The sequence below is a fragment of the Micromonospora sp. NPDC049175 genome (assembly GCF_043197345.1).
GTDB lineage: Bacteria > Actinomycetota > Actinomycetes > Mycobacteriales > Micromonosporaceae > Micromonospora.
In genome coordinates, this window is sequence record NZ_JBICSY010000002.1 from 836,099 (window position 1) to 851,280 (window position 15,182).

Here is a 15,182-nt window from a genome sequence, read left to right on the forward strand (position 1 = left end):
AGCTGGCCCGCCTGGGCCTGCGGCACCCGGAGCTGGCCCGCCTGGGCCTGCGGCACCCGAAGTCGGCCCGCCTGGGCCCGCGGCACCCGAAGTCGGCCACGCCCGGCCCGCCTGGGCCGGCCGAACCCGAAACCGGCCCCGCCGGCCCCGCCGGCCCTGGTCGATCGGGGTCACCACCGAACCGCAGCGCGCCCGGATCGCGCCCGCTCCAGCCCGAGACTCTGACCTCGCTGGATCAGGCCGAACCGCCCGGTCCTCAGCCGTCAGCCGCGCCGGATCAAACCCGGGCCGGCGGCGATGTCGATGTCGCCGTCCGTCATCTCGTGGCCCGCCGCGCAGCGGAGCACCGCGCGGACCGGTTGGCCGCAGTCGTGGTGGGTGGCGACGATGGACGGGCCGGCGTCGTCGGCGGCCCAGGTGTCGCCCCAGTTGCGGAGGGCGGTGATGACGGGCAGGAGTTCGCGGCCCTTGCGGGTGAGTTGGTACTCGTGGCGGGTGCGCTGCCCTGGCTCCCGGTAGGGGATCCGTTCGAGCAGGCCGGCGGCGACCATTTCCTTGAGTCGGGCGGCCATGGCGGGTTCGCCGACGCCGACCCGGCGGACGAAGTCGTCGAAGCGGCGGGTGCCGAGCAGGGCCTCGCGCATGATCAGGACCGTTGACCTGCTGCCCACGATGTCCATCGCCCGGGCCACCGAGCAGTTCTCACTCGACCAGGAGTCGCGGTCGTCCCGTAGGTCCTCCATGCCGTCAAGCCTACCTGACTTGCATGGTGGTTAGTCAGGTGCTTCACTGGGATGCGCTGACTTCAGCATATGCAAGCCAGCCCACTCGGCCCCTGAGGTAAACCCCGTGACCAGCAACACCACAGCCCCACCCGCGCCCGGACCGGCCGCGGCCGGCCGTTCCGCGCTGCGCGGCTCCCGCCCGGTGACCCTGATCGCCATGTGTCTGGGCGCGATGATCACGTTTCTCCAGATCACCGCTACCGTCTCCGCGCTGACCACGATCCAGCGGGACCTGCGGGTCGACCCGACCACCCTGATCTGGGTTCCGAGCGCCTACACGCTGATGGTGGCGAGCGTCGTGCTGTCCGCCGCCACCCTCGGCAACCGCTACGGGCGCAAGCGCGTGTTCGGCGCCGGAGTCATCGCGATGATCGTTGGTGCCGCCGTCGTGGCCGGCGCCCCGACCGTGGCCTGGGTGATCGTCGGGCAGTTGGTAGCCGGCCTGGGCGGGGCCCTGATCCTGCCGAACAGCCTGGCGATCCTCGGCGCGACCTTCACCGACCCGCACCGACGTACCGAGGTCATCACCGCGTGGTCGGCGGCCTCCGGCATCGGGCTCGCGATCGGCCCACTCATCGCCGGCGCGCTGCTTCAGCACCACCGGTGGCACAGCGTCTACCTGTCCACGATCGTGCTCGGCGTGATCACCCTCGTCGTGGCCGCCGTCGGGGTGGCCGAGTCTCGGCCGAGCGCCGCCCGACTCGACGTACGGGGCCTGCTGCTGGGCACCGTCGCCATCGCCGCTGCCGTCTACGCGATGATCCAGGGCGGGAAGGACGGCTACACCAGCCCGGTGGTGCTGGTGGCCTGGATCGCCGCGCTTGTCTCACTTGTCGGGTTCGTCCTTGTCGAGTTGCGGGCCAGCGCGCCGATGCTCGACGTACGGCTGTTCCGGTCCGCGTCGTTCAGCGCCGTCATGGTCGTTGCCGCCGTGTCGCTGTTCGGCTTCACCGGCGTGGCGATCCTGCTGGTCCTCTTCCACGAACGTGCCCAGGCGCTCAGCCCGCTGGACACCGGCTGGCGGATGCTCGTGCTCTTCGGCGCCTACGTGCTCGCCGCCTTCGGCGCCGGGCGGGCGATCCGTCGTACCGGCTTCAAGGCGCCGATCGCCCTCGGCCTGGTCCTGGGTTCGGTGGCCAGCTTCGCTCTGGCGACCCAGGGGCCCACCGCGTCGTTCGGCGGTCGCTGGGCGCTGTTCGCGTTGTTCGGCGCCGCCAGCGGTCTGGTGGTGGCCCCGGCGACGGCGGCGGCCCTGGCCAGCGTCGTACCCGCGCAGGCCGGCATGGCCGCCGGGGCCGTGAACGCCGCCCGCCAGGTCGGCTCCGTACTCGGCTCGTCGCTGTTGGGCACGCTGCTGACCACCACGATGCTTGCTGACCTGCCCGACCGGCTGGCCGCGCACCAGGTCGGCGAACCCACCGCGGCCGCCGTGCGGACGGCGGTGGCCGCCGGCGTCACCGGCGACCAACCGCTGCCCGATCCGGTACGGGCGGCGCTGGCCGAGGCGCTGACCTCAGGCGTCCAGGCCGGGTTGCGGGTCAACGGCATCGTCTTCCTCGTCACCGCGGTGTTGACGCTCGCCCTCGTCCGCAACCGCCCGCACCAGCACTAGGGCGGGTGTCAAAGACCCTGGCCGGACCGCCGCCCGGACTCCGCCTCGGGAGGGCCTTGACTCACGTCCTAGGCACCGATGGCGTCCAACTCCTCGATCGCGTCGGCCGGCAGCTTCAGGTCGGCCGCCGCGAGGTTCTCCCGTAGGTGCGCCAGCGTCGAGGTGCCCGGGATCAACACGGTGGTGGGGGAGCGCTGGAGCAGCCAGGCGAGGGCGACCTGCTGCGGCGAGGCGCCCACCCGCGCGGCCACGTCGTTGAGCGTGTCGGACTGCAGCGGCGTGAACCCGCCGAGTGGGAAGAACGCGGCGAACGCGATGTTCTCCGCCGCGCACCTGTCCACCAGGGCGTCGTCCTGGCGGTTGGCGACGTTGTAGAGGTTCTGGACGGTGACCACCGGGGCGATGGCCTGGGCCTCGGTGAGCTGGGCGAGCGTGACGTTGCTGAGCCCGAGGTGCCGGATCAGCCCCTCCTGCCGCAGGTCGGCGAGGGCGCCGAACTGCTCGGAGAGGGGATCGTCGCCGGTGCCCTCCGCCACGCCGACCCGCAGGTTGACCACGTCGAGGACGTCCAGGCCGAGGTGCTGGAGGTTGTCCCGGACCTGGGCCTTCAGCTCGTCCGGCGACAGCGCCGGGATCCAGGAGCGGTCGGCGCCGCGTCGCGCGCCGACCTTGGTGACCAGGTGCAGATCCTCGGGGTACGGGTGCAGCGCCTCGCGGATCAGTTCGTTCACCACCACGGGCCCGTAGAAGTCGCTCGTGTCGATGTGCCGGACCCCGAGGTCGACGGCCTCGCGGAGCACGGCGAGCGCCTGCTCGTGGTCGCGGGGCGGGCCGAAGACACCCGGGCCGGCCAGCTGCATCGCGCCGTAGCCCATCCGGCTCAGGGTGAGGCCGTCAGCCGGGGTCAGGGACCCGCCGGGAAGGTTCTCGCTCATGTCGTCATCTCTATCCGTAATCGAAGTGGATATGCGTCGACTGTGCGCCGGCGGCCGACCGGGCGGCAGGGCGAGCTGTTCCTGGTAGTGACACAGCCAGTCACCGGGCGGCCGGGCGATCTACCGTCGGTGGCATGGACGCGACGAACCCGCTCGGCGACTTTCTGCGTGCCCGTCGGGAGCAGACCCGGCCCGAGGACGTCGGGCTCGGTCCGGGCGTGGGCCTGCGCCGGGTGCCGGGACTGCGGCGCGAGGAGGTGGCGATGCTGGCCGGCATCAGCGCCGACTACTACCTGCGGTTGGAGCAGGGTCGCGAACGGCATCCCTCGGTGCAGGTCCTCGATGCCCTCGCCGGGGTGCTGCGGTTGGATCCGGAGGCGACCGCGTACCTGATCGGGCTGAGCCGCGCGCGGTCGCGACGGGCGGTCCGACCGGCCGCCGAGCGGGTGCCGGCCAGCATCCTGCACCTGCTGCGGCAGCTCGACATGCCGGCCTTCGTGCAGAACCGATACCTCGACATCCTGGCCTCGAACCCGATGGCGAGGGCACTGTCGCCGAATCTCGCCCCTGGGGCGAACCGGCTCCGGGCGGTGTTCCTCGACCCGGCCGAGCGGGAGCTGTTCCGCGACTGGCGGCAGGCGATGCAGAGTGTGGTGGGGCAGATGCGCGCCGACTCGGGCGGGGCCACCGACGATCCCCGGTTGACGGCGCTGGTGGGGGAGCTGTCGCTCAAGAGCGACTGTTTCCGCCAGTTGTGGGCGCGCCACGAGGTGCGTCGGCGGGAGGGCGTGGTCAGTCGGCTGCGTCACCCGGAGGTGGGTGACCTCGACCTGTACTGCGACAAGCTCGCGGTCGCGGGCGCCGACGGGCAACTGCTGGTGATCTACCACGCCGAGCCGGGTACGGAGTCCGCGCGCTCCCTGGCGCTGCTCGGCTCGATCGCCGCCAGCACCTCAGACGACATCCCGGACAGCCTCCGACCCGGTGACCCGGCCCGGCTCTACCCGCTGGAGTGAGGGAGGGCGGGCCGGGACTCGTCCCGGCCGGCGGCGATGGCCACCTGCGACACCGCGGTGGCGAACGCGGCGGCGTCGACGGTAGACGGCGACCGGCTTGACGTTCCTTGTTTGTGAGTGCACACTTACAAGCATGCGATCGACTGCCGAAGCCCGCCGGGTCACCGTGCTGAACGCCGCGGTGTCGGCGTTCGCGCGCACCGGCTTCCACGCCACCCCGGTCACCGCCGTCGCCGCCGCCGCCGGCATCTCCGAGGCGTACGTCTTCCGGCTCTTCACCGGCAAGCTCGGGTTGTTCGTGGCGGCGGCCGACACGTGCTTCGAGCGGATCGCCGTGGCGATCGAGGCGGGAGCCGAGCAGGCCACGGGCGGCGGTCCCGAGGAGATCCTGGACGCCATGGGCGGCGCGTACGCGGAGCTGATCGCCGACCGTGACCTGCTCCTCTTCCAGGTGCAGGCGCAGGCCGTCACGGACATCCCGGAGATCGCCGAGGCGGTGCGGGCCGGCTACCGGCGGATCGCGACCTTCGTGCGGGACCGTTCCGGCGCCGACGACGCGCAGGTGCAGCGGTTCTTCGCGTACGGGCAGCTCTGCCACCTGATCGTCACCGCCGGCCTGGAGCAGGTTCCCGAGTCGTGGGCCCGCGCGCTGACCGCCGGCATCCGTCACCCCTGACCTGACCACCGACCCCTGGGCCGCGACAGCGGCCCACCTTTTCACCCGAACATGTGTGTGAGTGCACACTTACAAATCAGGAGGAGTCCCGATGACCACCGATGCGATGATCACCGAAGTCGTACTGCCCGGCGTGGTGGAGCCCGACGGACTGCAACTGCGCCGCCGCGCCATGCCCGTCCCCGCCCGAGGTCAGGCCCTCGTCCAGGTCGAGGCCACCGGCATCTCCTTCGCCGAGCAGCAGATGCGTCACGACCGCTACCCCGGCCAGCCGAAGTTCCCGTTCGTGCCCGGCTACGACCTCGTCGGCACGGTCCGGGCGGTCGGCCCCGACGCGGACGACTCGCTCGTCGGCACCCGGGTCGCGGCGGTCACCAAGACCGGCGGCTGGGCCTCGCACGCGCTCGTCGACATCGACGCCCTGACCCCCGTACCCGCCGAGGTGGACCCCGCCGCCGCCGAGACCGTCGTCGTCAACGGTGTGACCGCCTGGCAGATGCTGCGGAGCGCCGGCCTGCGGGCCGGGCAGACAATCCTCGTACACGGCGCGAACGGTGGCGTCGGCACCGTGCTCGTCCAACTCGGACGTCACCTCGGCCTGCGGGTCATCGGCACCGCCGCCGCACGGCATCACGCCGCGCTGCGCGACCTCGGCGTCGAACCGCTCGACTACCGTGACCCGGACGTGGCCACGCGCGTGCGCGAGCTGTCGCCGGGCGGTGTCGACGCCGTCTTCGACCCGGTGGGCGGCCCGGGCGTCCGCACCTCGTACGGCCTGCTCGCCCCCGGCGGCACGCTCGTCGTCTACGGCAACGCCGGCGCCGTGGACTCCGGCCAGTCGGTCGCGTGGGTCTTCGTGAAGCTGCTGTCCCGCCTCTACACCTGGCACGCGCTGCCGAACGGCCACCGGGCCGGCTTCTACAACTTCTGGGCCGGACACCTCACCCGCCGTGCCGCGTTCCGCCGTCGCCTGAATACCGACCTGGGCATCGTGCTCGACCTCCTGCGGCAAGGGGTGATCGTGCCGCAGATCGCCGCCCGCTACCCGCTCAGCGAAGTCTCCACCGCGCTGGTGTTCGCCGAGACGCGCAGCCGGGCGGGCAAGGTGGTGCTGGAGCCCTGACCGCATGGGTGATTCGAGCAGTCGAGACGGCGAGACGTGCAGCCCAGAAGGCCGGGTGCGACGGCCGGGGTTTGTCGCTCCGGCGGCGGTGCGTGTGCAGCCGCACGTCACGGGGCGTACGGTTGACACGTCGCCCGGGATCCCGGTGGCCGCCAGACGCCGTCGCCACCAGCCCGCCAGGGGCGTTATCGATCGTCATCCCCATCACCGCGACTCGCCGGTCGTGTCGGCCGATCGCCGACCAAGGCCCGAGGCTTCGGGTTTCGCCCGTTCTCGCGGTCGGAACAGTTGGTGGTCCGGATCCGACGCACGCATGCACACGACTGTCCGTGCGAATGATCGTTTTGAACACCTCAACCAGGGGAGCACCAGATGAGGATCGCCAGGGACAGGATCGTCACCGCACTTCGCGACCGGGGCCAGCAGGCTCGGGCCGACTGGGTCGAGCGTGAGCTGCCGGAGCGCGTGGACCCGGCGAAGCACTCCGGGTTGCTCGCCACCCTGCACCTCAACGCGGCTGACCTCGTCGACGCGTCCTCCCCTTGAGGGTTGCTCTGCTCGGACCGGTCGCCTGGCGTACGCCTCCGCACCACTACGGCCCGTGGGAGCAGGTGACCGGCCTGCTCGCCGAGGGTCTGGTTAGCCGCGGCGTGGACGTGACGCTCTTCGCGACACTGGACTCCGTCACGTCCGCCCAGCTCGACGGAGTCTGCCCACGGGGGTACGCCGACGACCCGGACATGGACGGTCGGGTGTGGGAGGCGATGCACGTCTCCCACGCGCTGGCCCGCTCGGCTCAGTTCGACGTGGTGCACAGCCACCTGGACTGGCTCCCGTTGGCGTTCGCGGAGCACTGCCGCGCTCCGCTGCTGACCACGGTGCACGGCTTCTCCGGCGCGGGCATCCTGCCCGCCTACGGCCGAGCCCGCTCGTCGTACGTGTCGATCTCCGACGCCGACCGGGCGCCGGAGCTCGACTACGTGGCCACGATCTACCACGGCGTCGACGTCGGCGGACTGCCGTTCACCAACGAGGCCGGTCCCGGGCTGGCCGCCTTCGGCCGGATCCACCCGGACAAGGGCACGCACACCGCGATCGAGATCGCCCGCCGCGCCGGCCGGCCCCTGACCATCTGCGGAATTGTGCAGGACGAGCGGTACTTCGCCGAAGAGGTGGCCCCGCACATCGACGGCGATCAGGTCGTCTTCCTCGGGTCGGTGGGCCCGCGGCGGCGTGCCGAGGTGCTGGGCGACAGCACCGCACTGCTGCACCCGATCGCCTTCGACGAGCCGTTCGGGCTGTCAGTCGTGGAATCGATGGTGTGTGGCACTCCGGTCGTCGCCTACAAGCGGGGGTCCATGCCCGAGGTTGTCGACGAAGGGGTGACAGGACTCCTCGTCCACACCGTCGACCAGGCCGTCGAGGCGGTCACCCAGGCTGCCGACCTCGATCGGGTCGAGTGTCGGGCGCAGGCGCTGAAGCGCTTCAGCGCGGACCGGATGGTCGCCGACTATCTCGCCGTCTACGACAAGCTCCTCCGCAACTGACTGAACTGCACCGCTCTCCGTTCCGCCGGTCACACACGCTGACCGGCGTGCGCCGTCCCCGCGTGAGGCTCACCCTCGTACTCCGGCGGTGGCCGACAACCGGAAGGCCCGACGTTCATGCTCAGCTACGGATTCCTCAGCACCCACCCACCGACCCGGTGCGGACTGGCCACGTTCAACGCCGCCCTTGCCGCCCAGTTGACCGCCGACGGCACCCGCGGCGGCATCGTCCGGGTCACCGACCACGGCGACGACCAGCGGCCCGTGCCCGGGGTGGTGCACACCTGGTCGGCGCGTAACCCGGCCGGCTGGCGGGAGGCGGCGGCCGCTCTGGACGCGTACGACGTGGCGATCGTCCAGCACGAGTACGGCATCTACCCCGGCACCGACGGCGAGGAGGTCCTGCCGTTGCTGCGGCGGCTCAGCGTGCCAAGCATCGTGGTGCTGCACACCGTGCTCCGCCAGCCCTCGGCCCGACAGAAATCCCTGTTGGAGCAGATCGTGGCGACGGCCGGGGCGGTGGTCACGATGACCGACACGGCCCGCGACCGGCTGCTCGTCGGGTACGCCGTGCCAGCGGGCAAGGTGACGGTGATCCCGCACGGCGCGGCCGAGCTTGCCGGTGTACCCGCCGACCGGCGTACCCGCCCGCACCTGCTGACGTGGGGGCTGCTCGGGCCTGGCAAGGGCATCGAGTGGTCGTTGCGGGCCCTCGCGCGGTTGCAGGATCTGGAACCGACTCCGACCTACACGGTGGCGGGGCGGACCCACCCGAAGGTGATCGAGCACCACGGTGAGGCGTACCGGGCGGGACTGCACCAGCTCGGTGCCCAGCTGGGCGTCGGGCACGCCGTCGACTATCAGGACGTCTACCACGACCAGGAGGCGCTGGGCCGGTTGATCCGCTCCGCCGACGTGGTGGTCCTGCCCTACGACTCGCGCGAACAGGTCACCTCCGGCGTACTCATCGAGGCGGTGGCCGCCGGAGTACCCGTCGTCGCCACGGCGTTCCCCCACGCCGTGGAGCTGCTGACCGGTGGGCCGGGTCTGGTCGTACCCCATCAGAACCCGGCGGCGCTGGCCAAGGCGATCCGGCGGATCCTGACCGAGCCGGGCCTGACCGCGCGGCTCGCCGGCCGGGTCCGGCCGCTGGCCGCGCACCTGCGCTGGCCGGCGGTGGCGGCCCGCTACGAAACGCTCGCGGAGCAGCTCAGCGAGGCCCGCCCACCGGCGGTCAGCGCGGTACCGGCATGACCACGACCACCGGTCGGCCCCGGACCTCCCCCCGGGGACGCTGGGCGACGGCGCCCGCGCCGAGCTTCGCGCACCTGATCCGGATGAGCGACGACACCGGTCTCTTCGAGCACGCCCGGCACGCCATCGTCCGTCGCGAACACGGCTACTGCACCGATGACGTGGCCCGTGGGCTGGTCGTCGTCTGTCGCGAGCCGGACCCGAGCGAGGAGGTGCTGCGGCTCGCGGAGCGTTACCTGGCGTTCCTGACGCACGCGCAGGGCGCCGACGGCGCCTTCCACAACCGGCTCGGGCACGATCGGCGCTGGGCCGACGAACCGGGGCTCGGCGACTGGTGGGGTCGGGCGCTGTGGGGTCTGGGCACGGCCGTCGCCCGCAGCCCCGCACCCTGGGTACGGGAGGAGGCGCTCGTCGCCTTCAGCCGGGGTGCCCATCTGCGCACCAAGTTCCCACACGCGATGGCGTTCGCCGGGCTGGGCGCGGCCGAGGTGCTCCGCCGCCACCCGGGCCACGTCGCCGCCGCATCCCTGCTGGCGGACGCGGCCAGCACTGTCGGCCCGGCGGGCACCGACCCGCGCTGGCCGTGGCCACGGCCAGCGTTGACCTACGCCAACGCGGCCCTCGCCGAGGTGGTCATCACCGCGAGCCAACTGCGCGAGGGTGGTCCACAGCTGGACGACGGCCTGCGGATGTTGGCCTGGTTGCGCGCCGTCCAGCTACGCGACGGACGGCTGTCGGTCGTGCCGGCCGGCGGCTGGCGGCACGGCGCCGTGCGGCTGCACCACGACCAGCAGCCGATCGAGGTCGCCGCGCTCGCCGACGCCTGTGCCACGGCGGCCACGGTCACCGGTGACCCCGAGTGGGACACCGGGGTACGACAGGCGATCGGGTGGTTCCTCGGCGACAACGACCTCGGCACGCCGATGTGGGATCCGGCGACCGGCGGCGGCTACGACGGGCTGACCGCGCACGGACCCAACCTCAACCAGGGCGCCGAATCGACTCTCGCGCTCCTCTCCACCCTGCAGCACGCCCGGCGGTGGTCGTGATCCGGAGTCTGGCCGTCCGACACGACGCCACTCTCGCTCCGGATCCACGGCGGGTCATCGTCAAGCTCTTCGTCCCCGGGGAGGACGCGGCGGTGGTGCGTACCCGCGCGCGGGCGCTCATCGACCGGGTCGCGCGCCTCGACGAGGCCGAGACCGGCCGGCTGTTGCGGGACACCTTCGATCGCTTCGGTGCCCGGCACCGCGACCTGGCCGGCACGTTCCACCACCACTACGACCTCGTCCGGCACCGCGCCGCCCGGGCCCGGGATCTCTCGCCGACCAGCCGGCTGCTCGTCGGCGCGTACTTCAGCCACGAGTACGCCGTGGAGGCCGCCGCCCTCTGCAACCCGTCGATGGTGGCCCACCCGGACCAGACCGGTCTGGGCGTCGGGCAGTTGCGTGTCGCGGTCAGCCTGCGGCAGATCGGCGAGGGTCATCTGTCGTCCATCGGATTCGCCACCGCGGTCCTCGGACCCGGGCGTCAGCTCACCGTCGCCGATCGGCCCGGCCCGCTGGCCGTCGGGCAGCGGATGGGCGTACGGCACCGCCGGGACCTGCTCGTCGCCGGCCTCGCCGAGGAGGACTGCGACAACGAGGTCACCGCCACGGTGCTGGACGCCCTGCCCGAGCGGTACGACGAGGCCACCTTCGAGCGGCTGCTCGCCAACCTGCCACCCGAGTTGCTCTCCCGCAGCACCGGGTTGGGCACCCTGGAACAACTGCGTCGCACAAACGCCGGAAGTTACGCCACGGCCTTCCCCGCCGACACGGCTCTGCACCAACGGGTGCTCTGGCCGGCCACCCCCGCCGAGAGCAACGGCATGGAGGACGCGCGGTTCGTCCGGTTCGTCGACAAGTCCGGGCCGGTGTACCGGGCCACCTACACCGCCTACGACGGCCGGAGCATCGCCACCCGTGCGCTGGTCAGCAGTGACCTGCGCCGCTTCGAGACGACCCCGATGCGCGGGCCGGGCGCGCGCAACAAGGGGGTCGCGCTGTTTCCGCGTACCGTCGGCGGCCGGCACCTGGCGCTGTGTCGCGCCGACGGCGAGACCATCGGCCTGACCGTCCTGGACGGCGAGAACCGTTGGCAGGCCCCGATCCCGCTGCACGGCCCGCGGGACAGCTGGGAGTTGATCCAGGTCGGCAACTGCGGATCCCCGATCGAGACCGACGGCGGTTGGCTCGTGCTCACCCACGGCGTCGGACCGATGCGCCGGTACGCGATCGGCGCGCTCCTGCTGGACCTGGACCGACCGGAGCGGGTCGTCGCGCACCTTCCCGGTGCGCTCCTGTCGCCGGAGGAGGACGACCGGGACGGGTACGTACCCAACGTCGTCTACTCCTGCGGGGCGCTCATCCACGACGGTGAGGTGTGGCTGCCGTACGGGGCGAGTGACTCCCGGGTGGGTTTCGCCACCGTGTCGTTGGCCGCCCTGCGCGCCGCGATGGTGGAGTCTCCGCCAGCGGGTGAGCGGGACGGGTGACAGTCGGTGGTGCCGCCCCGGCGGCCGGTTGGTTACCGGCCGCCGGGGCGCCTCAGTCAGGAGTTGGTCGTCCGACGTCGGTAGAGGAGTAGCAGGGCCGCGCCGCTGGCGACGGCGACACCGCCGATCCCGCTCAGCACGGGCACCAGAGCACTGCCGCCGCTGCCGCCCGTGACGGGCAGCCTCGTGCGGGTGGGCACGGCCGTGGGCTGCCCGGTGGGCGTACCCGTGGGCTGACCGGTCGGGGTTCCGGTCGGTGTCCCGGTCGGTGTCCCGGTCGGGGTTCCCGTCGGCGTGCTCGTCGGTGTACCCGTGGGCGTGCCGGTGGGCTGGGTGGGCGTGCCCGTCGGCTGGAGGCAGACGGGGGCGTTGATGGTGTTGGTGTCCAGGGTGACCGCGGCGGTCCGGGCCATTGCGCGGCCCTGGAGGGTGGCGCCGGTGGTCATGGTGACCGATTCCTGGGCCAGGATGTTGCCCACGAACTGGCTGCCCGTGCCGATGGTGGCCGAGCTGCCCACCTGCCAGTAGACGTTGCAGGGCGAGGAGCCGTTGATGAAGACGACGCTGCTGCCCGACGCGGTGACGAGGGTGGAGTCGATCTGGAAGATGAACACGGCACCCGGGTCGGCCTGACTGTTGAGGGTCAGGGCGCCGGTCAGTTGGGCGGCGCCGATCCGGTACACCCCGGGGACCAGCGTGGTGCCACCCAGTTCCGCGGGCAGGACGGTGAACGGGGTCCGGCCGGCCGCGTCGTTGTAGGCGGTGGTCAGGTCGTTCTTGGCTTGCAGTGCGACGGCGTCTGCGAGGTGCGTCTCGCCGCCCACGAGGCCGGGCGGGAAGCCGGTCGCGGCGCTGCCGGGGCTGACGCCGAGGTCCTGGGCGAGGAAGGTCGGCCCGGTGTTGGTGACCATGGAGCCGGCCAGCACGGAGAAGTTCGCCGCCGTACCGAGGTCGACGGGCGCCTCGGCGGCGCTCGCGCCGGTGCCGCTGAAGATCAGCACGGCGACGGCTGTGCCGCTGGCGGCAACGGCCGCCAGTGCGGACAGTGTCGCGCGGCGCGGATGGCTGAATAGTTTGGTTGTCACGACGTGCCCTTTCGCGAAGGCATCTCACCAGACGCCGGTTGTGCAGCGGTCGGAACCACACCGCACCAGGATTGCTCAAACGGACTTTTGCACATCTAATACGCAATAGTTGCGAAACGACTGAGATGCTTGTGACGGTTGGGACGAAAGGGCAACCGACCGGCCGGGAGGGGGTGATCGGCGAGCGAGGAACGCGGCCGGGCAAGGTAGCGTCACCGCACGTCCTGCCGTGGCCGTACGGTTCGGAGTGGACCGGGGGAGGTGCAGCGTGGGCGACGTCGGCGAGATGGTGCGGTGGCTCCAGCTCAACGCACCCCGAAGTGGCCCGGACGAGCTGGCTCAGCTCGTCGCCGGGGCGGCGCCCGGCATCGACGCCACCGAGATCGTGATCTACCTGGCCGACTACACGCAGTCCCTGCTCGTGCCGCTGCTCGGCGCGGGTCTGGTGCGGGACGAGTTGTCGATCGAGACGACCCTCGCCGGCCGGGCCTTCACCAACCTCGACATCCAGCGCGCGCCCGACAACCCGGATCGGGTCTGGGTGCCACTGCTGCTCGGGTGCGAGCGGATGGGCGTGCTGGAGATCGTCTCGCCGGCGGCCGCCGACGCGGCCATGGACGGGCCAGCCTGGGAGGTGGCGGTCAACATCGCCCAGATCCTGGTCAACAGGCGGCTCTACGGTGACGTGGTCGAACGGATGCGACGGCGTCTGCCGATGCAGGTCGCGGCCGAGATCGTGTGGGGGCTGCTGCCGCCGCTGACCTTCGCCACCGACGACCTGGTGATCACCGCCATCCTCGAACCCTGTTACGACGTCGGCGGCGACATCTTCGACTACGCGCTCAACGGCGACGTGCTCAGTGTCGGGCTCTTCGACACCTGCGGGCACGGCATCAAGGCGAGCACGCTTGCCTCACTCGTGGTCAGCGCGTACCGCAACGCGCGCCGATGCGGCCTCGACCTGGTCGACACGGCGATCAGCATCGACAGGTGGGTGCGCTCCGAGCACCCGAACTTCTTCGCGACCGGGCTGCTCATCGAGTTGGACCATCGGACCGGCCGACTCAGCGTGATCAACGCGGGTCACCCGGGCGCCATGTTGCTGCGCGACGGCAAGGCCATTCGGGAGCTGCCGGGGCCGACCGCGTTGCCGCTCGGGCTGGGCCACCTGTCGGCGCACCGCCCGAGGGTGCACGTGGAGGAGTTGCACCCGGGCGACCGCATCCTCGCCTACACCGACGGCATCACCGACGCGCGCAGCGCGGACGGGGAACAGTTCGGGTTGGACCGGCTCGTCGACTTCGTCAACCGCGCCCTCAACGACGGGTTGCCCAGCCCGGAGACGATGCGTCGCCTGGTGCGCGCCGTCGTCGGCTACCAGGACGACCGGCTGGAGGACGACGCCACGGCCCTCTTCCTGGAGTGGCGACCGCCGCACCTGCCGCTCGCGCACCTCCGCGATCTCGCCGCGTCCCGATCCTGACCCGAGAGTGGGATTTTGCACTCCCAGTGCACTTGTCTGGGTCCGGAGGGGTGTCTAGCGTCACCTCATGGCCGACTCATGGACCTTCGCCGTGGCACGTGACGACCTCGGGCAGACCACGCTCGTCGATGGCGACCCGCCCGCGGTGGCCGACGGCGAGGCGCTGCTGCGGGTGGACCGGGTCGGTCTCACCGCCAACAACGTGACCTACGCGGTCCTCGGCGACGCGATGCGATACTGGCAGTTCTTCCCGCCGCGCGGGCTCGGGCCGCAGTGGGGCCTGCCGCCGCTCTGGGGCTTCGCCGAGGTGGTCACGTCGACCGTCGCGGGCGTCGAGACGGGGCAGCGGATCTACGGCTACCTCCCGCCAGCGGGTCACCTGCTGGTGCGGCCGGACCGGGTGGACGCGTCCGGGTTCCGGGACGCGAGCCCGCACCGGGCCGAGTTGCCGTCACCGTACAACGCGTACCGGTTGACCACCGGTGACCCGGCGTACCGGCCCGACCAGGAGGATCTGCTGATCCTGTTCCGGCCGCTGTTCTTCACCTCGTTCATGCTGGCCGACCAGGTCGCCGACAACGACTTCTACGGTGCCGAGACGCTGCTGCTGTCGTCGGCGTCGAGCAAGACCGCGTACGCCGCCGCGTTCGAGCTGCACGGTCGCGGGCCGCGCCTGGTCGGGCTCACCTCGCCCGGCAACCTGGCCTTCACCCGCTCGCTCGGCTGCTACGACGAGGTCGTCTCGTACGACGACATCGACGATCTGGACGTCGTCGCGTCCGTCTACCTCGACCTGTCCGGCGCACCCTCGACCCGGGCCGCCCTTCGTCGGCGACTCGGCGACCGGCTGGTCCGGGACATCGCGGTCGGCCTCACCAACCAGACGCCCAACGCCGACGCCGCCGAAGAGGTGTTCTTCGCGCCGGTCCAGATGCGCAAGCGCGGCCAGGACTGGGGGCGTGCGGGGCTCGACGAGCGGTTCACCGAGGCCTGGCAGCGCTTCACCGCCATCGTGGGCGGGTGGCTCGACGTCCAGGTCGGCACCGGGCCGGAGGCCCTCCAAAGCGCCTGGCTCGACGTTCTCGCCGGTCGTACGCCGCCACGGGTGGGTCACGTCGTCCAGTTGTGAG

14 protein-coding genes are annotated in these 15,182 nt (G+C 71.8%); 11 read left to right on the plus strand and 3 right to left on the minus strand.

The annotated features are described in order from the left end of the window. Positions 1-263: 263 nt before the first annotated feature. On the minus strand, positions 264-743 hold the full coding sequence (locus tag ACGFH8_RS10830; protein ID WP_393365969.1) for a winged helix-turn-helix transcriptional regulator: 480 nt from the start codon (positions 741-743) through the stop codon (positions 264-266). A 106-nt stretch (positions 744-849) separates the two neighbouring features. Here ACGFH8_RS10830 and ACGFH8_RS10835 point away from each other — a divergent pair, with 106 nt between their 5' ends. Beyond that, a complete protein-coding gene (locus ACGFH8_RS10835; RefSeq protein WP_393365971.1) occupies positions 850-2,397 on the plus strand; it encodes an MFS transporter in 1,548 nt (515 codons plus the stop codon). A 68-nt stretch (positions 2,398-2,465) separates the two neighbouring features. On the opposite strand, the gene ACGFH8_RS10840 is transcribed toward ACGFH8_RS10835, so the two are convergent. Then, on the minus strand, positions 2,466-3,332 hold the full coding sequence (locus ACGFH8_RS10840) for an oxidoreductase (RefSeq protein WP_393365973.1): 867 nt from the start codon (positions 3,330-3,332) through the stop codon (positions 2,466-2,468). Between the two features lie 134 nt (positions 3,333-3,466). Here ACGFH8_RS10840 and ACGFH8_RS10845 point away from each other — a divergent pair, with 134 nt between their 5' ends. The 8 genes from ACGFH8_RS10845 to ACGFH8_RS10880 all read left to right on the plus strand — a co-directional run bounded on the left by ACGFH8_RS10845 (position 3,467) and on the right by ACGFH8_RS10880 (position 11,484). After that, positions 3,467-4,348, plus strand: coding sequence for a helix-turn-helix transcriptional regulator (locus ACGFH8_RS10845; protein WP_393365974.1), 882 nt, complete (start codon positions 3,467-3,469; stop codon positions 4,346-4,348). A 133-nt stretch (positions 4,349-4,481) separates the two neighbouring features. Continuing rightward, positions 4,482-5,024, plus strand: a complete 543-nt coding sequence (locus tag ACGFH8_RS10850) for a TetR/AcrR family transcriptional regulator (RefSeq protein ID WP_393365976.1) — start codon at positions 4,482-4,484, stop codon at positions 5,022-5,024. A gap of 91 nt (positions 5,025-5,115) precedes the next feature. Further along, entirely contained in the window at positions 5,116-6,147 is a 1,032-nt protein-coding gene (locus ACGFH8_RS10855) for a medium chain dehydrogenase/reductase family protein (protein WP_393365978.1), read from the plus strand. A gap of 372 nt (positions 6,148-6,519) precedes the next feature. Next, on the plus strand, positions 6,520-6,693 hold the full coding sequence (locus ACGFH8_RS10860; RefSeq protein ID WP_357521035.1) for a hypothetical protein: 174 nt from the start codon (positions 6,520-6,522) through the stop codon (positions 6,691-6,693). Further along, on the plus strand, positions 6,690-7,694 hold the full coding sequence (locus ACGFH8_RS10865; RefSeq protein ID WP_393365980.1) for a glycosyltransferase family 4 protein: 1,005 nt from the start codon (positions 6,690-6,692) through the stop codon (positions 7,692-7,694). The genes ACGFH8_RS10860 and ACGFH8_RS10865 overlap by 4 nt, the downstream gene beginning before the upstream one ends. Positions 7,695-7,811: 117 nt before the next feature. Beyond that, a complete protein-coding gene (locus ACGFH8_RS10870) occupies positions 7,812-8,948 on the plus strand; it encodes a glycosyltransferase (protein WP_393365981.1) in 1,137 nt (378 codons plus the stop codon). Further along, the gene (locus ACGFH8_RS10875) at positions 8,945-9,997 is read left to right on the plus strand and encodes a glycosyltransferase (protein WP_393365983.1); all 1,053 of its coding nucleotides are present in this window, start codon (positions 8,945-8,947) and stop codon (positions 9,995-9,997) included. Before ACGFH8_RS10870 ends, ACGFH8_RS10875 begins: the two co-directional genes overlap by 4 nt. Then, positions 9,994-11,484: a glycoside hydrolase family 130 protein gene (locus ACGFH8_RS10880; protein WP_393365985.1), complete on the plus strand. Its 1,491-nt coding sequence runs from the start codon at positions 9,994-9,996 to the stop codon at positions 11,482-11,484. Before ACGFH8_RS10875 ends, ACGFH8_RS10880 begins: the two co-directional genes overlap by 4 nt. Positions 11,485-11,540: 56 nt before the next feature. Here the strand turns inward: ACGFH8_RS10880 and ACGFH8_RS10885 are convergent, their stop codons facing one another. Then, positions 11,541-12,569, minus strand: coding sequence for an ice-binding family protein (locus tag ACGFH8_RS10885; protein ID WP_393365987.1), 1,029 nt, complete (start codon positions 12,567-12,569; stop codon positions 11,541-11,543). A 268-nt stretch (positions 12,570-12,837) separates the two neighbouring features. Here ACGFH8_RS10885 and ACGFH8_RS10890 point away from each other — a divergent pair, with 268 nt between their 5' ends. Both ACGFH8_RS10890 and ACGFH8_RS10895 read left to right on the plus strand, forming a co-directional pair. Further along, a complete protein-coding gene (locus ACGFH8_RS10890) occupies positions 12,838-14,052 on the plus strand; it encodes a PP2C family protein-serine/threonine phosphatase (protein WP_393365988.1) in 1,215 nt (404 codons plus the stop codon). A 67-nt stretch (positions 14,053-14,119) separates the two neighbouring features. Next, positions 14,120-15,181 (plus strand): DUF2855 family protein, encoded by a 1,062-nt coding sequence (locus ACGFH8_RS10895; RefSeq protein WP_393365990.1) that lies wholly within the window; start codon positions 14,120-14,122, stop codon positions 15,179-15,181. The last annotated feature ends 1 nt before the right edge of the window (position 15,182 follow it).